Here is a 20764-nt window from a genome sequence, read left to right on the forward strand (position 1 = left end):
TTATACGGAGGCTTCTGCCTTGTTTTCAGTGGTTTTCTTCGAAGAACTACGGCGAGTGCGTACAGCGCCTGCTTGTGCTTCAACTGGATTTTTCTCAGCAGCTTGTTTAGCAGCAGCTTTGCTGCCCATCGGTTCTACTTTCGAATCAATAACCAGCGTCACATGATTGCTACGCTTGCGGATGCGGTGGCCGCGTCCTTGGGGAGCTGGACGCAACCGCTTTAATTGTCTGCCTTCGTCAACGAAAATCTCTTTTATATAGAGATTTGCATCTTCGATTCGCTCTTCTTCATTCTTTTGCTGCCAGTTGGCAAGAGCTGAAAGAAGGAGTTTTTCGATGCGTTCGGCACCTGAGTTAGCTTCGAATTTTAGCAAGCCTAAAGCACGAGTTACTTTCTGGCCGCGAACCAAGTTGGCTACCATACGCATCTTACGAGGCGAGGTAGGCACATTGCGGAGTTTAGCAGTAGCTTCCATCTTAGCGCTTGCCTTTATCTTTCTTGGCTACGTGACCACGGAAGTTACGAGTTGGGGCAAACTCACCGAGCTTGTGACCAACCATATTCTCCGTTACATAAACCGGGATGAACTTATTGCCGTTGTGTACGGCGAATGTGTGACCTACGAAGTCTGGGGAAATCATCGAACGGCGAGACCATGTCTTCACCACCGACTTCTTGCCAGAGTCTTCCATCACTTGAACTTTCTTCTCGAGCCGGAAGTCAATGTACGGCCCTTTTTTTAGCGAACGTGCCATTGGTTACTTCTTGCCTTTACGGTTAACGATGAGCTGCTCGGAATACTTGTTTTTGTTGCGTGTCTTCTGACCTTTAGCGAAGATACCATTGCGGCTGCGCGGGTGACCACCAGACGATTTACCTTCACCACCACCCATGGGGTGATCAACTGGGTTCATTGCAACACCACGTACACGTGGACGACGACCTAACCAACGGTTACGCCCAGCTTTGCCGAGACGTACATTCATATGATCACCGTTTGACACAGTCCCTACTGTAGCCATGCAGGTAACTAGTACCATGCGCATTTCACCAGAAGGTAACTTTAACGTTGCGTATTTATCTTCACGTGCTACCAGCTGAGCATAAGTACCAGCCGACCGCGCCATTGCAGCACCGGCACCAGGCATCAACTCGATGTTGTGCACTATGGTACCTAGAGGCATTTCACGTAACGGAAGAGCGTTCCCTACTTCAGGAGCAGCTGCTGCACCTGATACTACAGTAGATCCAACAGCCAAACCTGCAGGCGCGATGATATATCGCTTCTCACCATCAGCATAACTCAAAAGAGCAATGCGAGCAGTACGGTTAGGATCGTACTCAATCGTCTTAACAGTAGCTGGAACACCAGCTTTATCCCGTTTAAAATCGATGATACGATACTTTTGCTTGTGGCCACCACCTATGTAGCGGTTGGACATTTTCCCCGCGTTGTTGCGGCCACCGGATTTTTCCATGGGTGCCAACAGCGACTTCTCTGGCGTCGACGTCGTAATTTCGTCGAAGGCAGGAGCGATACGGAAGCGCTGACCCGGTGATGTTGGTCTTAGTTTTTTGAGTGCCATTGATATAGCTTAAATTCGCTTTTCAGAAAGGCTTCTGTATCAATTAGATACCGTTATAGAAGTCGATTACGTCGCCTTCTTTTACAGTTACGATAGCCTTTTTGCCATGAGGGCGACGACCTGTTACGGAGCCACCTTTCGTGAACTTGGATTTGAGTTTACCATTGGTGCGAATCGTGCTAATGCCCGTTACAGTCACACCATAAATTTGCTCAATCTCCTTTTTAATCTGAACCTTGTTGGCAGTGCGCTCTACTTCAAAAGCATACTGCCCCTTTTCGTTCAGAGCCGTGGCCTTTTCGGTCACGATTGGTTTTTTCAGCGTGCTCATTACTCAGCAGTAGTATAGAGTTGTTCTAACGACTTCAACCCATCCTCTGACAACAACAAAGTGTCTGTGTTGAGCAGATCGTGCGTGTTCAAGGCAATGGGCGTAGCAACTTTCACTTTCTGAATGTTGCGAGCCGATAGGATCACGTTCTTATCAGCTGTAGCCGTCACTAGCAAGGTCTTTTTACCGTTGTTCAGCTTTAAACCGGAGAGAATCGAAAGAAATTCCTTGGTCTTAGGCGCAGAGAAAGTAATATTCTCTACCAAAGCAAGTTTTCCTTCCTGTGCTAACACAGACAAAGCAGAAAGACGAGCAAGACGCTTGGTCTTTTTATTCAGCTTAAAACCGTAATCACGCGGCTCAGGACCGAACACGCGACCACCGCCAATGAAGACTGGTGACTTCATGCTGCCTGCCCGAGCGCCGCCAGTTCCTTTTTGCTTTTTAAGCTTTTTGGTTGTACCGCTAACCTCGTTGCGCTGCTTCGACTTGTGAGTACCTTGGCGTTGATTAGCCAAATAGTGCTTTACGTCGAGGTACATTACGTGCTCGTTAGGTTCGAGACCGAATACGGCATCTGACAAAGTAACCTTACGGCCTGTGTCTTCACCCTTGATGTTATATACTGACAGTTCCATCACGCGTTATTTTTCCAGGACCACGTAAGAATTTTTGGCACCAGGAACAGAGCCGCTCACTACGATAAGATTCTTATCAGCTACTACGCGCAAAACCTTCAGGTTTTGCACTTTCACACGGTCACCGCCCATACGACCAGCCATACGCATTCCTTTGAATACGCGTGAAGGCCAAGAGCAAGCACCAATAGAACCTGGGTGGCGAAGACGGTTGTGCTGACCGTGGGTCTGGCCGCCAACACCAGCAAAATTGTAGCGCTTTACAACACCCTGAAAGCCTTTGCCTTTCGAAGTGCCGACAACGTCAACAAATTCACCTTCCTCAAATAAGCTAGCATCGATTTGAGCACCAGCTGCATACGTAGATTCAGCATCCAAACGAAACTCTACAAGTTTTCGCTTGGGAGTTGTACCGGCTTTAGCAAAGTGTCCAGCCAAAGCCTTGGTGGTGTTCTTTGCTTTTTTTTCGCCGTAGCCGAGTTGTACAGCTGTGTAGCCGTCATTCTCGAGCGTTTTAACCTGCGTCACTACGCACGGACCCGCTTCTATGAGCGTGCAAGGAATGTTCTTCCCGTCCGGAGTGAAGAGGCTTGTCATACCGATTTTTTTACCGATGATGCCAGGCATTCTGATTGAAATTTATTAAAGACGCAAAGAAAACGCCCAAGTGGCGTTTTCAGAATGGGAGTGCAAAGCTAGGCAAAAGAGGTCTAAAAGTCTAATGTGATCTGGAAATATTTTTCTATTCTAAACATATCGCCTATTGAATAGCTGCTATCTCTGTTTCAAACCCTTCACGCTATACAAATGAACATCGCTTGCCATAGCGCTTGCTTGTAGAATAGGTATGCTTCTTTATGTAAAAAGCCCTTCTCAATTGCGGTTGTGCCTCACAGTCAAGCTGGTTTCCATGTATAGGTTTCCTCTTCCGACCTGTTGCCTTCAATAGCAAGCATAATAAATAGGATAGAGAAGGTAAGCCCTATCTGTGTTTCTAGGGTATATTCTACCAAAAAGGAAAGGGTTAGAATAGTATAATGCACTACTAATAGTGGGCTGAGTTTAGACCATAATTGCACACATGGCATGAAGAAGAATACTAAAAATACAACTAATCCAACTATACCATATGCAACGAGATTATATAAAAACTGATTATGGGGCTTAATATATGATTTATGCCTAATTGCTGGAAAGTTTTTTTTATAATACTCTGCCAACTCACTATCCATATCAGCCTTACCGATCCCAAACCATGGATGCTCTTTAATAATTAAGTAAGCAACTTTATAAGAATATACCCTACCTACTAAAGAATAGTTGTTAGCAGATTCCATCTTATCTACTTTACTAACGTCCTCACGCGTATTTGTAAATTTGTTACGAAATGTCGGAAAAATCAAATAACTAATAAGGGGTATTATTATCATTACAAAAGCCAGCAAAATAATTCGCTTATAACTATTTGACTTCACAAGCAACCATAACCATGCTAGTGCCGCGACAGCATACATTGTAATTAATCCGCTCCTAACAGCTAATAGATGTTGAAAAAATATCAAAAATATTGTACCAGCTAGTATGCTGACTTTCTTCGCTTTAGTTATTTTATCATTATATATCCACAATACTCCGAAAGCACTAGCCAAAGTTACCATCAAGCTAAAGCGGATGTGATCAGGCTCTGTAGGCATAATTTTTGACCTTAGGTACTGTTCATTTATTTGCTCTACATGTTGTAAATAGTTACTCGTACTGACTATCGCTGAAGCTAATACCAAAACACAAAAGAAAATCCAAAGCCACCTCAAATATTTAGCAGGAAATTCAGGCAGTATTGCAAAAGATACAGGAAGCAATAAAAAAGGAGATTGCAAAAGCACATCGCGCCAGTATTCAAGTCGATTTGCTTCATCAGTATTTAATCCAGCTGACAGATGAAGAAAGAATACTACTGTAATAGGGATATATACCTTAAATTCCTTGTTCTGGGTTTCTCTATAGAGTAAAAAATATATTAAAGCGGTTACTAATAACCCTATTATTCCAATACTAGGTAATATCCTAAAGAAACTACTTGTGAAAAGTCCTGCAATAATTAATGAGCAGAAACTCGTTGCTACAAGAGGAAAATGCGGCTTCAAGTACCTCTTATTTAAAATAGAATTCATGCAGAAGGCAATTTTAGCACTAAGCAAATATTAGTGTCTTCAAACAGATTATACCAAAGGTTCCAACTTACTTTAACGTAGTTAGTGCAATAACAAAACACCCCACAGGATTTATAAAACCTGTGGGGTGTTTTGTTATTAACAAATAGGAAAGCCTCAGACTTTGATTTCTACATCAACGCCGCTTGGCAATTCTAGCTTCATCAAGGCATCCACTGTCTTGGAAGAAGTAGAATATATATCAACTAAGCGCTTATAGGTGCAAAGCTGAAATTGCTCACGAGACTTTTTGTTCACGTGTGGCGAACGCAGTACTGTGAATTTTTCTTTGTTAGTCGGCAGTGGAATAGGACCACTTACAATGGCACCCGTAGCCTTTACCGCTTTTACAATCTTCTCGGAGGACTTGTCCACAAGATTATGATCGTAAGACTTGAGCTTAATGCGAATTTTCTGGTTCATGATTCTTAGTCTTAAAGCGGATTAGCGAACGGCATTCCCTTTTTGTTTAGCAACAATACCATCGGCCAAGTTCTGAGGTACCTGCTCATAATGTGAGAAAGTAAGAGAAGCCGAAGCACGACCGGAAGAGATAGTGCGTAGATCAGTTACATAACCAAACAATTCCGATAGAGGAACATCAGCTTTGATAACTTGAGCACCAGCTTTGGTATCCATACCTTTCATCAAGCCGCGACGACGGTTAAGGTCACCGGTAACAGGACCAGTGTATTCGTCAGGGCAAACAACCTCAACTGCCATAATAGGCTCAAGGAGTTTAGGACCAGCTTGACGAGCTGCTTCACGGAAACCACCACGGGCAGCAAGTTCGAAAGACAGTGCGTCTGAGTCAACATCATGATACGAACCGTGGAACAGCCGCACCTTCATGCCTTCAATAGGGAAACCAGCCAATGGGCCGTTTTTCATTGCCTCTTCGAAACCTTTCTGAATCGGAGCAATAAATTCGCGGGGGATAACACCACCTACGATAGCATTGTCAAATTCTAAACCTGGCTTCTCAGGCTCTGTTTCTTTAGGGCCGAGTTCAAAGACAATGTCACCAAACTTACCACGACCACCGGTTTGCTTCTTGTAAGTTTCGCGGTGTTCTACTTTCTTCGTAAGTATCTCTTTGTAAGCAACCTGCGGTGCACCTTGGTTGATTTCCACCTTGAACTCACGACGCATACGGTCGATAATGATTTCCAAGTGAAGCTCACCCATGCCACGCAGAACAGTCTGACCAGTTTCAGGGTCAGTGTTTACCTTCAAAGTAGGGTCTTCTTCAATGAGCTTGGCAATTGCCATACCCATCTTATCTACGTCAGCTTGCGTTTTTGGCTCAATAGCGTAACCAATTACCGGTTCCGGGAACGACATCGATTCGAGTACGATAGGCGACTTTTCATCGGTAAGAGTATCGCCCGTTTTGATGTCTTTGAAACCAACCCCAGCTGCAATATCGCCCGCCTGAATTTTATCAATTGGGTTTTGCTTATTGGAGTGCATCTGCATAAGCCGCGAAATACGCTCCTTCTTGCCAGTACGGTTGTTCAATACGTAAGAGCCAGACTCTAGCACGCCGCTATAACAACGGAAAAAGCACAGACGTCCTACGAATGGATCGGTTGCAATTTTAAATGCAAGCGCGGTAAAAGGCTCATCATTATCGGGATGGCGCTCCATTTCCTCGCCATTCTCGGGATTAGTACCGATGATAGGAGGCATGTCAAGCGGCGATGGCAAATAGGCCATTACGCCATCTAGCATCGACTGTACACCTTTATTTTTGAAAGCCGAGCCACACATCACAGGAGAAAACTTCATGTCGATAACCGCTTTGCGGATTACCACCATCATTTCCTCGCGGGTAATGCTTTCTGGATCATCAAAGAACTTTTCTAGTAGAAGATCGTCGTATTCAGCAACGCTTTCTACCAGCTTCTGACGCCATTCGGCTACAGTCTCCACCAGATCCTCAGGAACTGGGATTTCGTGGTATGACTTACCCTGGGTAGCATCATCCCATACAATTGCTTTGCCTGTCAGCAAGTCGACAACACCTTTGAAGGTATCTTCAGCGCCAATCGGAATTTGCAGTGGGACAGGGTTAGCACCCAGCTTATCCTTGATCTCGGCTACAGCTTTGAAGAAGTCAGCTCCTGCACGGTCCATCTTATTGACGAAGCAAATGCGCGGAACCTTGTACTTATCGGCTTGGCGCCAAACCGTTTCTGACTGGGGCTCTACACCCGATACAGCACAGAAAAGGGCTACCGCACCGTCTAATACTCGCAACGAACGTTCAACTTCTACAGTGAAGTCAACGTGGCCAGGAGTATCGATTAGGTTAATTTTATACTGCTTAGTCTCCGGCGTAGGATCGCCATTGGCATCAGTTGGATAATTCCAAAACGTGGTGGTAGCAGCAGAAGTAATAGTAATACCACGCTCCTGCTCCTGTTCCATCCAGTCCATCGTGGCGGCACCTTCGTGCACTTCCCCGATCTTGTGGGTTTTTCCGGTATAGTAAAGAATGCGCTCCGAAGTCGTGGTTTTACCGGCGTCGATGTGCGCCATAATCCCGATGTTTCGGAGGAAATGCAGGTCTTTGTTAACGGCCATTGCTTTGTTTATGACTTAGGGACTTTATGACTTGAGGACTTAGAACACGGAAAAAAGTATTCCGATTCACTAAGTCCTCAACTCCTAAAATCTCTGTATGTCTAGATTAGAAGCGGAAGTGCGAGAAAGCTTTGTTTGCTTCGGCCATCCGGTGCGTATCGTCTTTTTTCTTAACAGCAGCACCTTCACCTTTAGCAGCAGCAATAATCTCACCTGCCAACTTGTCCTTCATGGTCTTTTCACCACGACGACGAGCGTATTGAATCATCCACTTGGCACCAACCGAAATGCGGCGATCAGGACGAACTTCAGTAGGCACTTGGAAGGTAGCACCACCTACTCGGCGGCTCTTAACTTCTACGGTAGGCATTACATTATTCAGGGCCTTGCGCCACATTTCCAGGCCATTCTCCTTGGTACGCTGCTCTACAATTTCGCAGGCATCGTAGAAAATAGTGTAAGCAAGATTCTTTTTCCCGTCGTACATCATGTAGTTGACGAAACGGGTTACTAGCGTCTCCTTGTACTTAGGATCGGGCAGGAGAATGCGCTTCTTTGGTTTTGACTTTCTCATATTGCTGTTAGGGACTTGGGGTCTCAGGGTCTTGGGGACTTAGTCATGCAGGTTCCTGTTACAAAACCCACTTCCCTAAGTCCTCAAGACCCCAAGCCCCTAAAAATTATTTCTTCTTGCCTGGTGCTGGCTTGCCACCTTTGCCGGTAGCAGCTGGTTGACCTGGCTTCGGGCGCTTTGCACCGTATTTCGAGCGACGCTGCAAACGGCCGTTAACACCTGCCGTGTCGAGAGCGCCACGGATGATGTGATAACGCACGCCTGGCAAGTCTTTAACCCGGCCACCGCGAATCAGCACGATTGAGTGCTCCTGCAGGTTGTGGCCTTCACCTGGAATATAGGCGTTGACTTCTTTGCCGTTGGTGAGACGCACACGAGCGACTTTACGCATTGCCGAGTTCGGCTTTTTAGGCGTAGTGGTATATACACGGGTGCAAACGCCACGGCGCTGCGGGCAAGAGTCGAGAGCGGGCGACTTCGACTTAGTCGTAAGCTTCTCTCTTCCTTTGCGTACTAACTGGTTGATGGTAGGCATCTACGGAATGGTTTGTCGAGGAGGGTCTTCTCCCAAAAAATTAGGCTTGCAAAGGTATAGACTCTGGTTTACAATAGCAAACGTGTTGAAATAGATAATTTTAGGAGAGCAGAGTTGGCAAGAGAAGTGGTTAAATTCTCAGAATCATGCATTTAGCGGCTAATAGCAGGAATATAAGTCTTCTTAACTTATGTTATCCTGCCAAGTCAGAGCTTGCTTAACCTACCTGTTCGTATAAATACAGGAAACTCAACGACTTGCTTTTGTTCTCCCCAAGCTCTTCTTACCTGATCAGATATGAGAAGAAGTGGGTCGCTATTGTTTTGCTGCTGGTACTGCTGAACACTGGACCACGTGCGCAGATAATTCAGGAATCTTTCCGCATCCCATTCTAGCTCGATTTTGAATTCGCGGTGTTCTACCTCAGCGAACGGGAAAGGAATTTTAGAGAATCGGTCATCAATATGCTTGCGATTACTATCCCAGTAAGCCCCGATTGTTTCGGCATAGAAGTGCTCAACAATAGGATCGATGCTTTGATTCACCTTCAGCAAGCTGTACCCCCACTCTGCAATAATTGCCTGAGGCTTGGCAACACGATATACTTCCTGATGAAAAGCAGCCGCATCAAACCAATGTAAGGCTTGTGCAACCGTGATAAGATCAAAAGAGTTGCTTGAGAACTGGGTTTGCTCAGCTGAGCTAATGCTATACTTGATATTATCAAGTTGGATTGCCCTTTGCAGTTGCGCCTCACTTATATCGGTTGCTTCTACGTGAGTGAAATGCTTTGCCAAAGCAGCAGCAACTTGGCCATTACCTGTACCGCAATCCCAGGCTGAAATGCTACTTTCTAAGCGTGAGTATATGTAGGCGTATAGTTCTGGGGGGTACTCAATCCTGTATTGTGCATACAAATCAGCATGCCCCGAAAAGCGATCAAGCGATGGGAAGCCCATACCCAAATCTAAAACAAGAAGCTTCTGTGCGGAACAGAAGCTTCATTTACAATTAATTGATTATCAGAATTTTATGCTTCCCCCATAGTTCCACCGAAGTTCATGGGGTAGCTTGGCATATCAGGCTGCTGTTTGATTGGCCCAAAAGTCTGTTCAAACCGCTCAATGTTGTCTGAAAGAGCTGCTAATAGTCGCTTGGCATGTTCGGGCGTTACCACAATGCGTGCCTTTACCTTGGCCTTCGGCAGGCCTGGCATCAGACGTATAAAATCAATCACGAACTCGCTGCTGCTGTGCGCAATCATCGCCAAATTGGCGTATTCGCCTTCAGCGACTTCTTCTGAGAGCTCGATATTGATGGCGTTGGGGTCCTGTGGAACCGGGGGGTCGGGTTGTTGAGACATAGGATTGAAAACAAGTTTTGATATGTAGGTACGAAAACCGAAGAACTAAAGCTACCCAAAAGAAAAAGCCGATCGGATTCCTCCGATCGGCTTTTTCTCTTATAGTATCAGCAGTGCTTATTCCTGAACGGAAGTTTCGCGTCTGCCTACCCGCGACGAACGCTTCGGCTCAGGAGCTTCGGCTTTCGAGGCTTGCAGAGTTTCGAGTTCGTCCTTCGACCCTACGATTTGGCGAGTGTACTCGCGCAGACCAGTACCTGCTGGAATGAGGTGCCCCACGATTACGTTCTCTTTCAGGCCCAACAGTTCGTCAGCCTTGCCACGGATGGCAGCTTCTGACAACACCTTGGTAGTTTCCTGGAAGGAAGCGGCCGAGATGAACGATTGGGTGCCCAACGAGGCTTGCGTAATACCTTGCAAGGTAGGACGAGACACAGCAGGCTGAGCGTCACGTACTTCCACGAGTTTGAGGTCGCGGCGCTTCAGGCTAGAGTTCTCATCGCGCAAACGACGAGCACTCACAATCTGGCCAGGCTTCAGGTTCGGAGAATCACCAGCTTCAGTCACCACCTTCATGTCGATGATAGTATCATTCTCCTCCATGAAGATGATCTTATCAATCACTTGGTGTTCAAGGAAGGTTGTGTCACCAGCATCCAGAATCACAACCTTCTGCATCATCTGGCGCACTACCACCTCGATGTGCTTGTCGTTGATCTTCACACCTTGCAAGCGGTATACCTCTTGGATCTCATTTACAAGGTACTCCTGCACCGCGCCTGGTCCCTGAATGCTCAGGATGTCGGACGGCGTGATAGCACCGTCTGAAAGCGGCATACCAGCCCGGATGAAGTCGTTGTCCTGTACCAGGATGTGCTTCGACAGCGGTACCATGTATTTCTTCTTCACGCCGTCTTTCGACTCGACGAAGATTTCACGGTTACCACGCTTCACGGTACCATAGGTTACTACACCATCGATCTCCGATACAACGGCGGGGTTCGACGGGTTACGAGCTTCAAAGAGTTCGGTAACACGGGGCAGACCACCGGTAATGTCGCGGGTTTTGCCCACAGCACGCGGAATCTTAGCCAAGATGTGACCGGCTTTGATCTTCTCGCCGTTCTCCACGTTGATGTGCGAACCAACCGGGATGCTATACCCTTTTTGCGGCTCGGCATCGCCCTTTTTCGTCGCTTTCACGATGATAGAGGGGTTCTGCGCCTTATCGCGAGACTCAATGATTACCTTTTCACGGTGACCCGTTTGTTCATCCGATTCTTCACGGTAGGTAACACCCTCAGTGATAGCATCATATTGAACCGTACCATCAAACTCCGAGAGGATGACAGCATTATACGGATCCCAGTTGCAAAGCTCTTGGCCTTTCTCGACTTGCTGACCTTCGTCAACGAGCAAGAAGGAACCGTAAGGTACGTGGTTGGAAATGAAGACTTTACCCGTGGTAGGTTCTACAAGCCGAACTTCGCCCGAACGTCCCATTACAACCTTCACCTTTTCGCCTTCAGCGTTGGTCGAATCAACCGTACGGATATCTTCGAACTCAACAGTACCGGCGAATTTAGCCCGGATGCTGGCCTCAACCGCAATGTTAGAAGCCGTACCACCTACGTGGAAAGTACGCAACGTCAACTGGGTACCAGGCTCACCAATGGACTGAGCCGCGATAACACCAACAGCTTCACCTTTCTGCACCATACGGCCAGTTGAAAGGTTACGGCCGTAGCATTTGGCGCAGATACCACGCTTGGATTCGCAAGTCAGCACCGAACGGATTTCTACCGTCTCAATGGCTGTATTGTCGATCATGCGGGTGTACTCCTCCGTGATTTCCTCACCTGCTGCCAGAATGATTTCGTCGGTGTGCGGATCCACGATGTCGTGAACAGCTACGCGACCAAGAATACGTTCAGCCAGTGATTCTACTACGTCTTCGTTGTCTTTCAGCGCCGAAACCTCGAGGCCACGGAGTGTTCCGCAGTCTACTTCGTTTACGATCACGTCTTGCGACACGTCTACCAAACGACGAGTTAAATAACCAGCATCAGCCGTTTTCAACGCGGTGTCAGCCAGACCTTTACGAGCACCGTGAGTTGAGATAAAGTACTCGATTACGTCCAAACCTTCTTTGAAGTTAGACAGAATCGGGTTCTCGATGATCTCACCTACTGAACCTTGCAACGATTTCTGAGGCTTGGCCATCAGACCACGCATACCGCCGAGCTGACGAATCTGCTCACGCGAACCGCGGGCACCGGAGTGCATCATCATGTAGATCGAGTTGAAGCCCTGGTTCTCCTTTTCGAGGCGGCCCATAAGGGTTTCAGTGATCTGGTTGTTGATACGCGTCCAGATGTCAATTACTTGGTTGTAACGCTCGTTATCGGTAATCAGACCCATCTGATAGTTCTGAGTTACCGCCTTCACGTCGTTTTGCGCTTGCAGCACGAGTTCGTCCTTTTCCTTTGGAATTTGGATATCACCCAAGCCCATCGACAGACCACCTTTGTAAGCCGACTGGAAACCCAGCGTCTTGATGTCGTCGAGGAACTGTGCTGTGCGAGCCATACCGGTCCGCTTGAACACCAACGAAATAATTTGCTGAAGCTTCTTCTTCGTCAGCAACTCATCTACGAAACCTACTTCTTCTGGCACAAACTCGTTGAAGAGCACACGACCTGCAACAGTCTCGATGATTTTCGTCACCAAGTTGTCATTTTCGTCGCGAACCTTCGTCCGAACCTTAATATAAGCGTGCTTCGAGAGGCGACCTTCGTTGATGGCAATAACTACTTCCTCCGAAGAGTAGAAAGTCATGTCTTCGCCGTCGATCTTCTCTTCGAGTGTACTGCGCTTGCCTTTAGTCACATAATACAGGCCCAAAACCATGTCCTGCGACGGTACCGCGATGGGTGCGCCGTTGGCGGGGTTCAGGATGTTGTGCGACGCGAGCATAAGCATCGAAGCTTCCAAAATAGCGGCCGGCCCAAGCGGAACGTGCACAGCCATCTGGTCACCGTCAAAGTCAGCGTTAAAGGCCGTACAAACGAGTGGGTGCAGCTGAATAGCTTTACCCTCGATGAGGCGAGGCTGGAAAGCTTGGATACCCAGACGGTGCAACGTAGGAGCACGGTTCAGCAGGACGGGGTGGCCCTTCAGAACGTTCTCCAAGATGTCCCATACTACGGCGTCCTTACGGTCAACGATTTTCTTCGCTGATTTTACCGTCTTCACGATACCGCGCTCGATGAGCTTACGGATGATGAACGGTTTGAACAGCTCGGCCGCCATGTTCTTGGGCAAACCACACTCGTGCAGTTTCAACTCAGGACCCACTACGATTACCGAACGGCCGGAGTAGTCTACACGCTTACCGAGCAGGTTCTGACGGAAGCGGCCCTGCTTGCCTTTCAGCATATCGGACAGCGACTTCAGGGCGCGGTTACCTTCGGCGCGCACGGCGTTTACCTTACGCGAGTTGTCGAAGAGCGAGTCAACGGCTTCCTGCAACATGCGTTTCTCGTTCCGCAGAATCACCTCGGGCGCTTTGATTTCGATCAGGCGCTTAAGGCGGTTGTTACGGATGATAACGCGGCGGTACAGGTCGTTCAAGTCGGATGTAGCAAAACGACCACCATCCAACGGCACAAGCGGACGCAGTTCCGGTGGAATTACCGGTACCATGCGAATTACCATCCACTCGGGCTTGTTCTCAATGCGAGTTGCAGCATCACGGAACGCTTCAACTACGCGCAAACGCTTAAGTGCCTCAGCTTTACGCTGTTGCGAAGTTTCATGCGCAGCCGAGTCCCGGAGGCTATAAGAAAGCTCGTCGAGGTTGATGCGCTCCAACAGAAGTTGCAGAGCATCAGCACCCATGCGAGCGATGAACTTATTAGGATCTTCGTTCGGCAACATCTGATTCTCCCGGGGGAGTTTGTCGATGATGTCGAGGTACTCATCTTCCGTAAGGAAGTCAAGTTGCTGTACGCCCTCTTCGGCCAGCACGCCCGGTTGCACTACCACGTAGCGCTCGTAGTAAATGATCTGGTCGAGCTTCTTGGTGGGCAGGCCCAGCAGATAGCCGATTTTGTTGGGCAGCGACTTGAAATACCAAATGTGAGCAACAGGCACCACCAGTTCGATGTGGCCCATCCGCTCACGACGTACTTTCTTCTCGGTCACCTCCACGCCGCAACGGTCGCAGATGATGCCTTTGTAACGAATGCGCTTGTACTTGCCGCAGTGGCATTCCCAGTCCTTCACAGGACCGAAAATCCGCTCGCAGAACAGGCCACCCATTTCGGGTTTGTACGTCCGGTAGTTGATCGTCTCGGGTTTCACAACTTCACCGTTCGACCGCTCCAAGATGGATTCGGGCGAGGCTAGCGAAATGGTGACTTTCGAGAAGTCTTGCACCAGTTTCTTGTTTTTTGCAAACGCCATTTGTGTGGGTTTAAGCTGTTAGCTGATGGCTGTAAGCTGTTAGTTTATCAACACCAAGGGTCTTGGCCCAGAGTAAACCAACAAGTAACATTCTATAAAAGTGCGGTTAGATGAAGTTGCTGACTGTCAATATACAACACATTGACAGTCAACAACCTACACCAAACAGCTTAATCAAGTGTGATTTCCAGGGCTAGACCGCGCAACTCGTGAATGAGTACGTTGAATGACTCGGGGATATTTGGCTTCGGCAATACGTCGCCTTTTACAATGGCTTCGTACGCTTTGGCCCGGCCGATAACGTCGTCCGATTTTACCGTCAGGATTTCCTGCAGCACGTTCGACGCACCGAAGGCTTCCAGTGCCCACACTTCCATCTCGCCGAAACGCTGACCACCGAACTGCGCCTTACCACCCAGCGGCTGCTGCGTGATGAGCGAGTAGGGTCCGATCGAACGAGCGTGCATCTTGTCATCGACAAGGTGACCCAGCTTCAGCATGTAGATGACACCAACCGTTACCGGCTGGTCGAAACGCTGACCCGTCAGGCCATCGTGCAAGTAAGCCCGGCCAAAGGTTGGCAGACCAGCTTCCGTCAATTCGCGCGATACTTCCTCTTCGGTAGCACCGTCGAAAATTGGGGTAGCGTAGGTACGGCCCAGCTTCAAGCCAGCCCAGCCCAACACAGTCTCATAGATCTGGCCGATGTTCATACGGCTAGGTACACCGAGCGGGTTAAGCACGATGTCCATGGGCGTACCATCTGGCAAGAAAGGCATATCCTCATCGCGAACGATACGGGCTACAACCCCCTTGTTACCGTGACGACCAGCCATCTTATCACCCACTTTCAGCTTACGCTTCTTGGCGATGTATACTTTGGCTAACTGTACGATGCCAGCGGGAAGCTCATCTCCTACTTCCAGTGTAAACCGGTCGCGCTTGAAACGGGCAGTGATGGTGTTGCGACGCTTGGTATAGTTTTTCACCAATTGCGTCACCATGCCATTCACTTTGTCATCAGCAGTCCAGTTGTCCAGCATGAGGTCTTTGAACATGTTGACCTCTTCCGGCACAGCGTAGTTGCTCTCGTCCTTGTAAGGGTTTTTTTCGGGGAAGAGCGCTTCAGCGATATTCTTCTTGCCAAACTTCACGCCTTTGCTCAGGATTTCATCGCCAAACTTGTGCTTAATGCCTTGCGACGTCTTGCCTTCCAGCAATTGCACGAGCTTGTCAACCATCACCGATTTCACACCACGAAGCTCTTGGGCGTAGCGGTCTTTCAACTCTTCTACTTCCTTCTTCGACTTGGCGCGCAGGTTCTTATCCTTCTTCGGACGTGAGAATAGCTTCGTACCGATAACAACCCCATTGAGTGAGGGCGGCGCCTTAAGCGAGGCATCCTTCACATCGCCGGCTTTGTCACCAAAGATGGCGCGGAGTAGCTTCTCTTCTGGAGTCGGATCAGTTTCACCTTTCGGCGTAATCTTACCAATAAGAATATCACCTTCTCGAACTTCAGCGCCTAAACGGATGATACCGTTGTCGTCGAGATTTCGAACAGCTTCTTCGCTCACGTTCGGAATCTCCGACGTCAGTTCTTCTTCGCCACGCTTGGTTTCGCGAACTTCCAACTCAAATTCTTCGATGTGAATCGAAGTGAAGATGTCGTCACGAACTACACGCTCCGAGATCACGATAGCATCCTCGAAGTTGTAACCCTGCCATGGCATAAACGCCACTTGCATGTTACGACCCAAAGCCAGTTCACCGTTGTTGGTGCCGTAGCCTTCGCATAGCGGTTGGCCCTTCTCCACGCGCTGACCGCGTTTTACAATCGGAGTCAAGTTGATGCAGGTATCTTGGTTAGTCCGACGGAATTTGATCAGGTCATAAGAAACCCGTTCAGCATCGAAGCTCACTAAGATGTCGTCTTCCGTAAGATCGTACTTAACGATGATCTTATTAGCATCAACATAATCGATAATACCTGAGCCTTCGGCTACTACCAGTGCACGTGAGTCAATTGCAGTACGACCCTCCAGACCAGTACCCACGATTGGAGCTTGTGGCTTCAACAGCGGCACTGCTTGGCGTTGCATGTTCGATCCCATCAGCGCACGGTTGGCGTCATCATGTTCCAAGAATGGAATCAGTGAAGCAGCTACCGATACAATCTGGTTTGGGGCAACGTCCATATAGGTATACTCCTGCGGTTCTACAACCGGGAAGTCACCTTCAAAACGTCCTTTTACCAAATCGTTAATGAAGTTACCCTCATCATCAATACGGGCGTTGGCCTGTGCAATGTGGTGAGTATCTTCCTCTTCAGCAGTCAGATATTTTACGTTCTCACTAACGTCAACTTTACCGTTCTCTACAGCACGGTAAGGAGTTTCGATGAATCCCATCGAATTGACACGAGCATGCACGCACAACGACGAAATCAGACCGATGTTTGGTCCTTCCGGTGTTTCGATCGTGCAAAGACGACCATAGTGCGTGTAATGAACGTCACGTACTTCGAAACCTGCACGCTCCCGCGATAGACCTCCTGGTCCCAATGCCGATACGCGACGCTTATGCGTCACCTCAGCCAACGGGTTAGTCTGGTCCATGAACTGGGAAAGCTGATTAGTGCCGAAGAACGAGTTGATTACCGACGACAGCGTACGCGCGTTGATTAAGTCAACAGGCTTAAAGTCCTCATTATCACGCACGTTCATGCGCTCCTTGATAGTACGCGCCATACGGGCCAGACCTACACCAAATTGGGCGTAAAGCTGCTCCCCTACCGTGCGTACCCGACGATTCGACAAATGGTCAATATCATCGACTACTGCCTTGGAATTTATCAAACCGATTAAGTACTTGACAATCAGCACAATGTCTTCGTTCGTTAGAACGCGCGCATCCCAGTTCTTATCAAGGCCCAGCTTTTTATTGATCCGGTAGCGGCCTACGTCACCAAGGTCGTAGCGCTTATCCGAGAAAAACAGCTTTTGGATGATGTCACGAGCGGTTTCTTCATCAGGGGCTTCCGTGTTGCGGAGCTGACGATAGATTTGCTCAACGGCTTCTTTCTCCGAGTTAGAGTTGTCCTTCTGAAGTGTGTTATAAATGATTGCGAAGTCAGCAATATTCACGTTTTCCCGATGAAGGATTACCGACTTGGCACCCGCATTCAGAATAGTGTCAATATCTTCCTCCTCAATAGTCGAGTCACGCTCTAGCAGTACTTCGTTACGATCAATAGATACCACTTCACCGGTATCCTCGTCCACGAAATCTTCTGTCCAAGTGCGCAGAACCCGGGCAGCCAGCTTGCGGCCCACTGCCTTCTTCAGAGCTTTCTTCTCAGCTTTCACTTCCTCAGATAAGCCGAACAAGTCGAGAATGTCTTTATCCGTGCCGTAACCGATTGCCCGAAGAAGCGTGGTCACCGGAAACTTCTTTTTCCGGTCGATGTACGCATACATTACATTGTTCACGTCCGTGGCAAACTCAATCCACGAACCCTTGAACGGAATGATGCGCGCTGAATATAATTTCGTGCCGTTTGTGTGCTTGCTTTGAGCAAAGAATACGCCTGGCGAACGGTGCAATTGCGATACAATAACCCGCTCAGCACCATTGATAACGAATGAGCCTTTTTCGGTCATGTATGGGATGTTACCCAAAAACACTTCCTGCTCAATCGTTTCAAAATCTTCGTTGTCCGTGTCGTTACACACCAGACGCAGCTTAGCTTTCAGAGGTACCGAATAAGTCAGGCCCCTGTCAATGCACTCATCCACTGAGTATTTCGGTGGATCGACGTGATAATCAATAAATGTTAAAACAAAGTTTTCGCGCGAATCCGAAATTGGAAAGTTCTCGGCGAAAACCTTGAAGAGCCCCTCGTCGGTCCGGTTCTCGGCGGCCGTCTCCAACTGGAAGAAATCCATAAACGAGCGTACTTGCACGTCTAGGAAGTCGGGATACTCGATAACCTTTTTAATCTTGGCGAAATTGATCCGCTCGTCAGCAGCCTGCAATTTTTGCAGTGCTGCATTTGCTTTCGGTGTAGCCAATGTATGTGGGGTTAGAAAATGGACACTGAGAGGATGCAATTGGTAACCCAACAGAAGCCCGGTGCGTTTAGGCACAAAAAGCCGCAAAGCGGCATGTAATCGAACTTCAGTAAAGTTTATTGCCTACAAACAGGAAAAGACCTGGCTTAGTTGCCAGGCCTATCCTTATTTGCGGGAGAAAAAACGGGGCCGCAGAGTTATTTAACCTCTACTTCAGCGCCAGCTTCTTCCAGTTGCTTCTTCAGCGAGTCGGCTTCGTCTTTAGCAACGCCTTCTTTCAGGGGCTTAGGAGCACCGTCAACCAGCTCTTTTGCTTCTTTCAAGCCCAGACCGGTTAGGTCTTTAACCAGCTTTACAACTGCCAATTTCTGGCCGCCAGCAGCTTTCAGGATTACGTCAAATGAGGTCTTCTCCTCAGGAGCTTCAGCAGCAGCACCAGCGCCACCACCAGCTACCATTACTGGGGCAGCAGCAGCGGGCTCAATGCCGTACTCGTCCTTCAGGATAGCGGCCAGTTCGTTTACTTCTTTCACCGTCAGGCTAACGAGCTGCTCAGCGAATGCTTTCAAATCTGCCATTTCTGTAGATTGTTAAAAAAAGAGGGTTGTTGAGTTGAATTGAAGATGGAAAAGATGAGCAGCGGTTAGCCTGCAGCCTCTTCTTTTTCCGAAAGAGTTTTGAGAATACCAGCCAATTTGCTGCCTCCACTCGAAAGAGCCGAAATAACATTCTTAGCAGGTGATTGTAGCAAGCCGACGATTTCGCCGATGAGTTCTTGCTTGCCTTTGATAGTGCTAAGAGTTGTTAGCTGGTTAGAACCAATGTAGATGCTAGCATCTACATAAGCACCTTTCAGGACTGGCTTGGGCTCTACACCTTTGCCATAAGCTTGTTGCTTATAGAAATCCTGTAAAAGTTTTGCTGGTGCCGAACCTGATTCTTTTGAAAACAAAACGCCCGATTGACCTTTCAATGCAGCGTCCATCTCAGTGGTATCGCTGGTAAGAGTGTCAAGTGCTTTGCGAATCAGAGTGTTCTTGTACACTTTGAATTCCATGCCGCGGTTGAAACACAGGCGACGAAATTCATTGATTTTAGCCACTGACATCACCGAAGCATCAGTGATGTAGAACGAATTGTGCGATTGAAACTTCTCGCTCAGCTCGTCGACAAGGGCTTGTTTTTCTTCCCGGGTCATATGCGTCGTCAGTTGTTATTAAGCGGAAGTTACCGTCGTGTCAACCGGAACGGCCGGGCTCATCGTGCTCGACAACGTGATGCTTCTGATATAAGTGCCTTTTGCCGAAGAAGGCTTCAAACGAGTTAACGTTTGGATGACCTCTATAGCATTTTCAGCAATCTTTTGATCATCAAAGGAGACTTTACCTACGCTGCAATGAATGATGCCGGTCTTATCAACTTTGAAGTCAATCTTACCAGCTTTTACTTCTTGTACAGCTTTAGCTACATCAGTTGTAACCGTACCCGATTTTGGGTTTGGCATTAAACCACGAGGACCAAGTACGCGACCTAGACGACCAACTTTTGCCATCACCGACGGCATAGTGATAATTACGTCAATGTCGGTCCAACCCTTCTCGATTTTGGAGATATAGTCATCAAGTCCTACGTAGTCAGCACCGGCAGCTGTAGCCTCAGCTTCCTTGTCAGGAGTCACCAGGGCTAATACACGAACGGTTTTGCCAGTACCATGAGGGAGCGTAGCAACGCCACGAACCATCTGGTCAGCTTTACGAGGATCTACACCTAAACGCACGTCGATATCAACCGAAGCATCAAACTTAGTGTAGGTAATATCCTTCACTACTTTAGCTGCCTCAACTAAGCTACGAATTTGTGTTAGGTCGTGTTTGGCAAGGGCTTCCTTGCGCTTTTTGCTAACTTTTGCCATGATTTGCTTCTCCTTTCTAGTTATTCAGCAAAGGGAGAAGTTCCCGAGATGGTGATACCCATGCTACGGGCCGTACCAGCTACCAATTTCATAGCTGATTCAACTTTGAAAGCATTGAGATCAGGCATTTTGGTTTCGGCAATCTGGCGAACTTGATCCCATGTAACAGAACCTACTTTGTTACGGTTAGGCTCTTTCGAACCACTCTGAAGCTTAGCAGCTTCCAGTAGCATAACCGGTGCAGGTGGAGTTTTTACCACAAAGTCAAAAGACTTGTCAGTATACATAGTGATCAACACAGGACATACTTGGCCAGCCTTATCTTGGGTGCGAGCATTGAACTGCTTGCAGAACTCCATGATATTTAGGCCTTTGCTACCAAGTGCAGGTCCAACCGGCGGCGAAGGATTCGCAGCGCCTCCCTTTATCTGAAGTCTCAGATAACCTCTAATTTCTTTGGCCATTGGTTTAAAAGGCTTCAGGC

At 48.0% G+C, this 20764-nt stretch carries 19 protein-coding genes; all 19 read right to left on the reverse strand.

All coding sequences use genetic code 11. The features are described from left to right. The 19 genes from rplV to rplK all read right to left on the reverse strand — a co-directional run bounded on the left by rplV (position 1) and on the right by rplK (position 20744). The gene (gene rplV / locus H9I52_RS14310) at positions 1–477 is read right to left on the reverse strand and encodes a 50S ribosomal protein L22 (protein WP_187454407.1); all 477 of its coding nucleotides are present in this window, start codon (positions 475–477) and stop codon (positions 1–3) included. A 1-nt stretch (position 478) separates the two neighbouring features. Next, entirely contained in the window at positions 479–757 is a 279-nt protein-coding gene (rpsS, locus tag H9I52_RS14315) for a 30S ribosomal protein S19 (RefSeq protein WP_139515906.1), read from the reverse strand. A gap of 3 nt (positions 758–760) precedes the next feature. Further along, positions 761–1588: a 50S ribosomal protein L2 gene (gene rplB / locus H9I52_RS14320; protein WP_139515905.1), complete on the reverse strand. Its 828-nt coding sequence runs from the start codon at positions 1586–1588 to the stop codon at positions 761–763. A 43-nt stretch (positions 1589–1631) separates the two neighbouring features. Beyond that, complete coding sequence (gene rplW / locus H9I52_RS14325) at positions 1632–1919, reverse strand: 50S ribosomal protein L23 (protein ID WP_139515904.1); 288 nt, start codon at positions 1917–1919, stop codon at positions 1632–1634. Then, the gene (gene rplD, locus H9I52_RS14330) at positions 1919–2557 is read right to left on the reverse strand and encodes a 50S ribosomal protein L4 (protein ID WP_187454408.1); all 639 of its coding nucleotides are present in this window, start codon (positions 2555–2557) and stop codon (positions 1919–1921) included. Before rplD ends, rplW begins: the two co-directional genes overlap by 1 nt. Positions 2558–2563: 6 nt before the next feature. Next, entirely contained in the window at positions 2564–3184 is a 621-nt protein-coding gene (rplC, locus tag H9I52_RS14335) for a 50S ribosomal protein L3 (RefSeq protein ID WP_139515902.1), read from the reverse strand. A 269-nt stretch (positions 3185–3453) separates the two neighbouring features. Beyond that, a complete protein-coding gene (locus H9I52_RS14340) occupies positions 3454–4728 on the reverse strand; it encodes an O-antigen ligase family protein (protein ID WP_187454409.1) in 1275 nt (424 codons plus the stop codon). Between the two features lie 156 nt (positions 4729–4884). Further along, the gene (rpsJ, locus tag H9I52_RS14345) at positions 4885–5190 is read right to left on the reverse strand and encodes a 30S ribosomal protein S10 (protein ID WP_044515480.1); all 306 of its coding nucleotides are present in this window, start codon (positions 5188–5190) and stop codon (positions 4885–4887) included. Between the two features lie 21 nt (positions 5191–5211). Then, complete coding sequence (gene fusA / locus H9I52_RS14350) at positions 5212–7356, reverse strand: elongation factor G (RefSeq protein ID WP_139515900.1); 2145 nt, start codon at positions 7354–7356, stop codon at positions 5212–5214. A gap of 106 nt (positions 7357–7462) precedes the next feature. Further along, positions 7463–7930 carry a 30S ribosomal protein S7 gene (gene rpsG / locus H9I52_RS14355; protein ID WP_139515899.1) on the reverse strand — a complete coding sequence of 156 codons (468 nt, stop codon included), beginning with the start codon at positions 7928–7930 and terminating at the stop codon, positions 7463–7465. 106 nt (positions 7931–8036) lie between these two features. Continuing rightward, complete coding sequence (gene rpsL, locus H9I52_RS14360; protein WP_139515898.1) at positions 8037–8465, reverse strand: 30S ribosomal protein S12; 429 nt, start codon at positions 8463–8465, stop codon at positions 8037–8039. A 206-nt stretch (positions 8466–8671) separates the two neighbouring features. Next, complete coding sequence (locus tag H9I52_RS14365; protein WP_187454410.1) at positions 8672–9424, reverse strand: class I SAM-dependent methyltransferase; 753 nt, start codon at positions 9422–9424, stop codon at positions 8672–8674. 71 nt (positions 9425–9495) lie between these two features. After that, a complete protein-coding gene (locus H9I52_RS14370; protein WP_139515896.1) occupies positions 9496–9828 on the reverse strand; it encodes a DUF3467 domain-containing protein in 333 nt (110 codons plus the stop codon). A 117-nt stretch (positions 9829–9945) separates the two neighbouring features. Beyond that, a complete protein-coding gene (rpoC, locus tag H9I52_RS14375) occupies positions 9946–14295 on the reverse strand; it encodes a DNA-directed RNA polymerase subunit beta' (protein ID WP_187454411.1) in 4350 nt (1449 codons plus the stop codon). A gap of 170 nt (positions 14296–14465) precedes the next feature. Continuing rightward, the gene (rpoB, locus tag H9I52_RS14380; RefSeq protein WP_187454803.1) at positions 14466–18341 is read right to left on the reverse strand and encodes a DNA-directed RNA polymerase subunit beta; all 3876 of its coding nucleotides are present in this window, start codon (positions 18339–18341) and stop codon (positions 14466–14468) included. Between the two features lie 224 nt (positions 18342–18565). Continuing rightward, on the reverse strand, positions 18566–18946 hold the full coding sequence (rplL, locus tag H9I52_RS14385) for a 50S ribosomal protein L7/L12 (protein WP_139515894.1): 381 nt from the start codon (positions 18944–18946) through the stop codon (positions 18566–18568). A 65-nt stretch (positions 18947–19011) separates the two neighbouring features. Next, a complete protein-coding gene (gene rplJ, locus H9I52_RS14390) occupies positions 19012–19566 on the reverse strand; it encodes a 50S ribosomal protein L10 (protein ID WP_139515893.1) in 555 nt (184 codons plus the stop codon). A gap of 18 nt (positions 19567–19584) precedes the next feature. Next, entirely contained in the window at positions 19585–20280 is a 696-nt protein-coding gene (rplA, locus tag H9I52_RS14395; RefSeq protein WP_139515892.1) for a 50S ribosomal protein L1, read from the reverse strand. Between the two features lie 20 nt (positions 20281–20300). Continuing rightward, entirely contained in the window at positions 20301–20744 is a 444-nt protein-coding gene (gene rplK / locus H9I52_RS14400) for a 50S ribosomal protein L11 (RefSeq protein ID WP_139515891.1), read from the reverse strand. Between the last annotated feature and the right edge of the window lie 20 nt (positions 20745–20764).

It is taken from the genome of Hymenobacter sp. BT491 (genome assembly GCF_014349165.1).
Taxonomy (GTDB): domain Bacteria; phylum Bacteroidota; class Bacteroidia; order Cytophagales; family Hymenobacteraceae; genus Hymenobacter; species Hymenobacter jejuensis.

Bases quoted from the DNA above. Each gene is read 5' to 3' on its own strand.
- rplD (WP_187454408.1), bottom strand. From the start codon at position 2,557: ATGGAACTGTCAGTATATAACATCAAGGGTGAAGACACAGGCCGTAAG.
- rplC (WP_139515902.1), bottom strand. From the start codon at position 3,184: ATGCCTGGCATCATCGGTAAAAAAATCGGTATGACAAGCCTCTTCACT.
- rplW (WP_139515904.1), bottom strand. From the start codon at position 1,919: ATGAGCACGCTGAAAAAACCAATCGTGACCGAAAAGGCCACGGCTCTG.
- rpsG (WP_139515899.1), bottom strand. From the start codon at position 7,930: ATGAGAAAGTCAAAACCAAAGAAGCGCATTCTCCTGCCCGATCCTAAG.
- rplL (WP_139515894.1), bottom strand. From the start codon at position 18,946: ATGGCAGATTTGAAAGCATTCGCTGAGCAGCTCGTTAGCCTGACGGTG.
- rpsS (WP_139515906.1), bottom strand. From the start codon at position 757: ATGGCACGTTCGCTAAAAAAAGGGCCGTACATTGACTTCCGGCTCGAG.
- H9I52_RS14340 (WP_187454409.1), bottom strand. From the start codon at position 4,728: ATGAATTCTATTTTAAATAAGAGGTACTTGAAGCCGCATTTTCCTCTT.
- rplK (WP_139515891.1), bottom strand. From the start codon at position 20,744: ATGGCCAAAGAAATTAGAGGTTATCTGAGACTTCAGATAAAGGGAGGC.
- rpoC (WP_187454411.1), bottom strand. From the start codon at position 14,295: ATGGCGTTTGCAAAAAACAAGAAACTGGTGCAAGACTTCTCGAAAGTC.
- rplB (WP_139515905.1), bottom strand. From the start codon at position 1,588: ATGGCACTCAAAAAACTAAGACCAACATCACCGGGTCAGCGCTTCCGT.
- rpsL (WP_139515898.1), bottom strand. From the start codon at position 8,465: ATGCCTACCATCAACCAGTTAGTACGCAAAGGAAGAGAGAAGCTTACG.
- H9I52_RS14365 (WP_187454410.1), bottom strand. From the start codon at position 9,424: ATGGGCTTCCCATCGCTTGATCGCTTTTCGGGGCATGCTGATTTGTAT.
- rpsJ (WP_044515480.1), bottom strand. From the start codon at position 5,190: ATGAACCAGAAAATTCGCATTAAGCTCAAGTCTTACGATCATAATCTT.
- rplV (WP_187454407.1), bottom strand. From the start codon at position 477: ATGGAAGCTACTGCTAAACTCCGCAATGTGCCTACCTCGCCTCGTAAG.
- H9I52_RS14370 (WP_139515896.1), bottom strand. From the start codon at position 9,828: ATGTCTCAACAACCCGACCCCCCGGTTCCACAGGACCCCAACGCCATC.
- rplA (WP_139515892.1), bottom strand. From the start codon at position 20,280: ATGGCAAAAGTTAGCAAAAAGCGCAAGGAAGCCCTTGCCAAACACGAC.
- fusA (WP_139515900.1), bottom strand. From the start codon at position 7,356: ATGGCCGTTAACAAAGACCTGCATTTCCTCCGAAACATCGGGATTATG.
- rplJ (WP_139515893.1), bottom strand. From the start codon at position 19,566: ATGACCCGGGAAGAAAAACAAGCCCTTGTCGACGAGCTGAGCGAGAAG.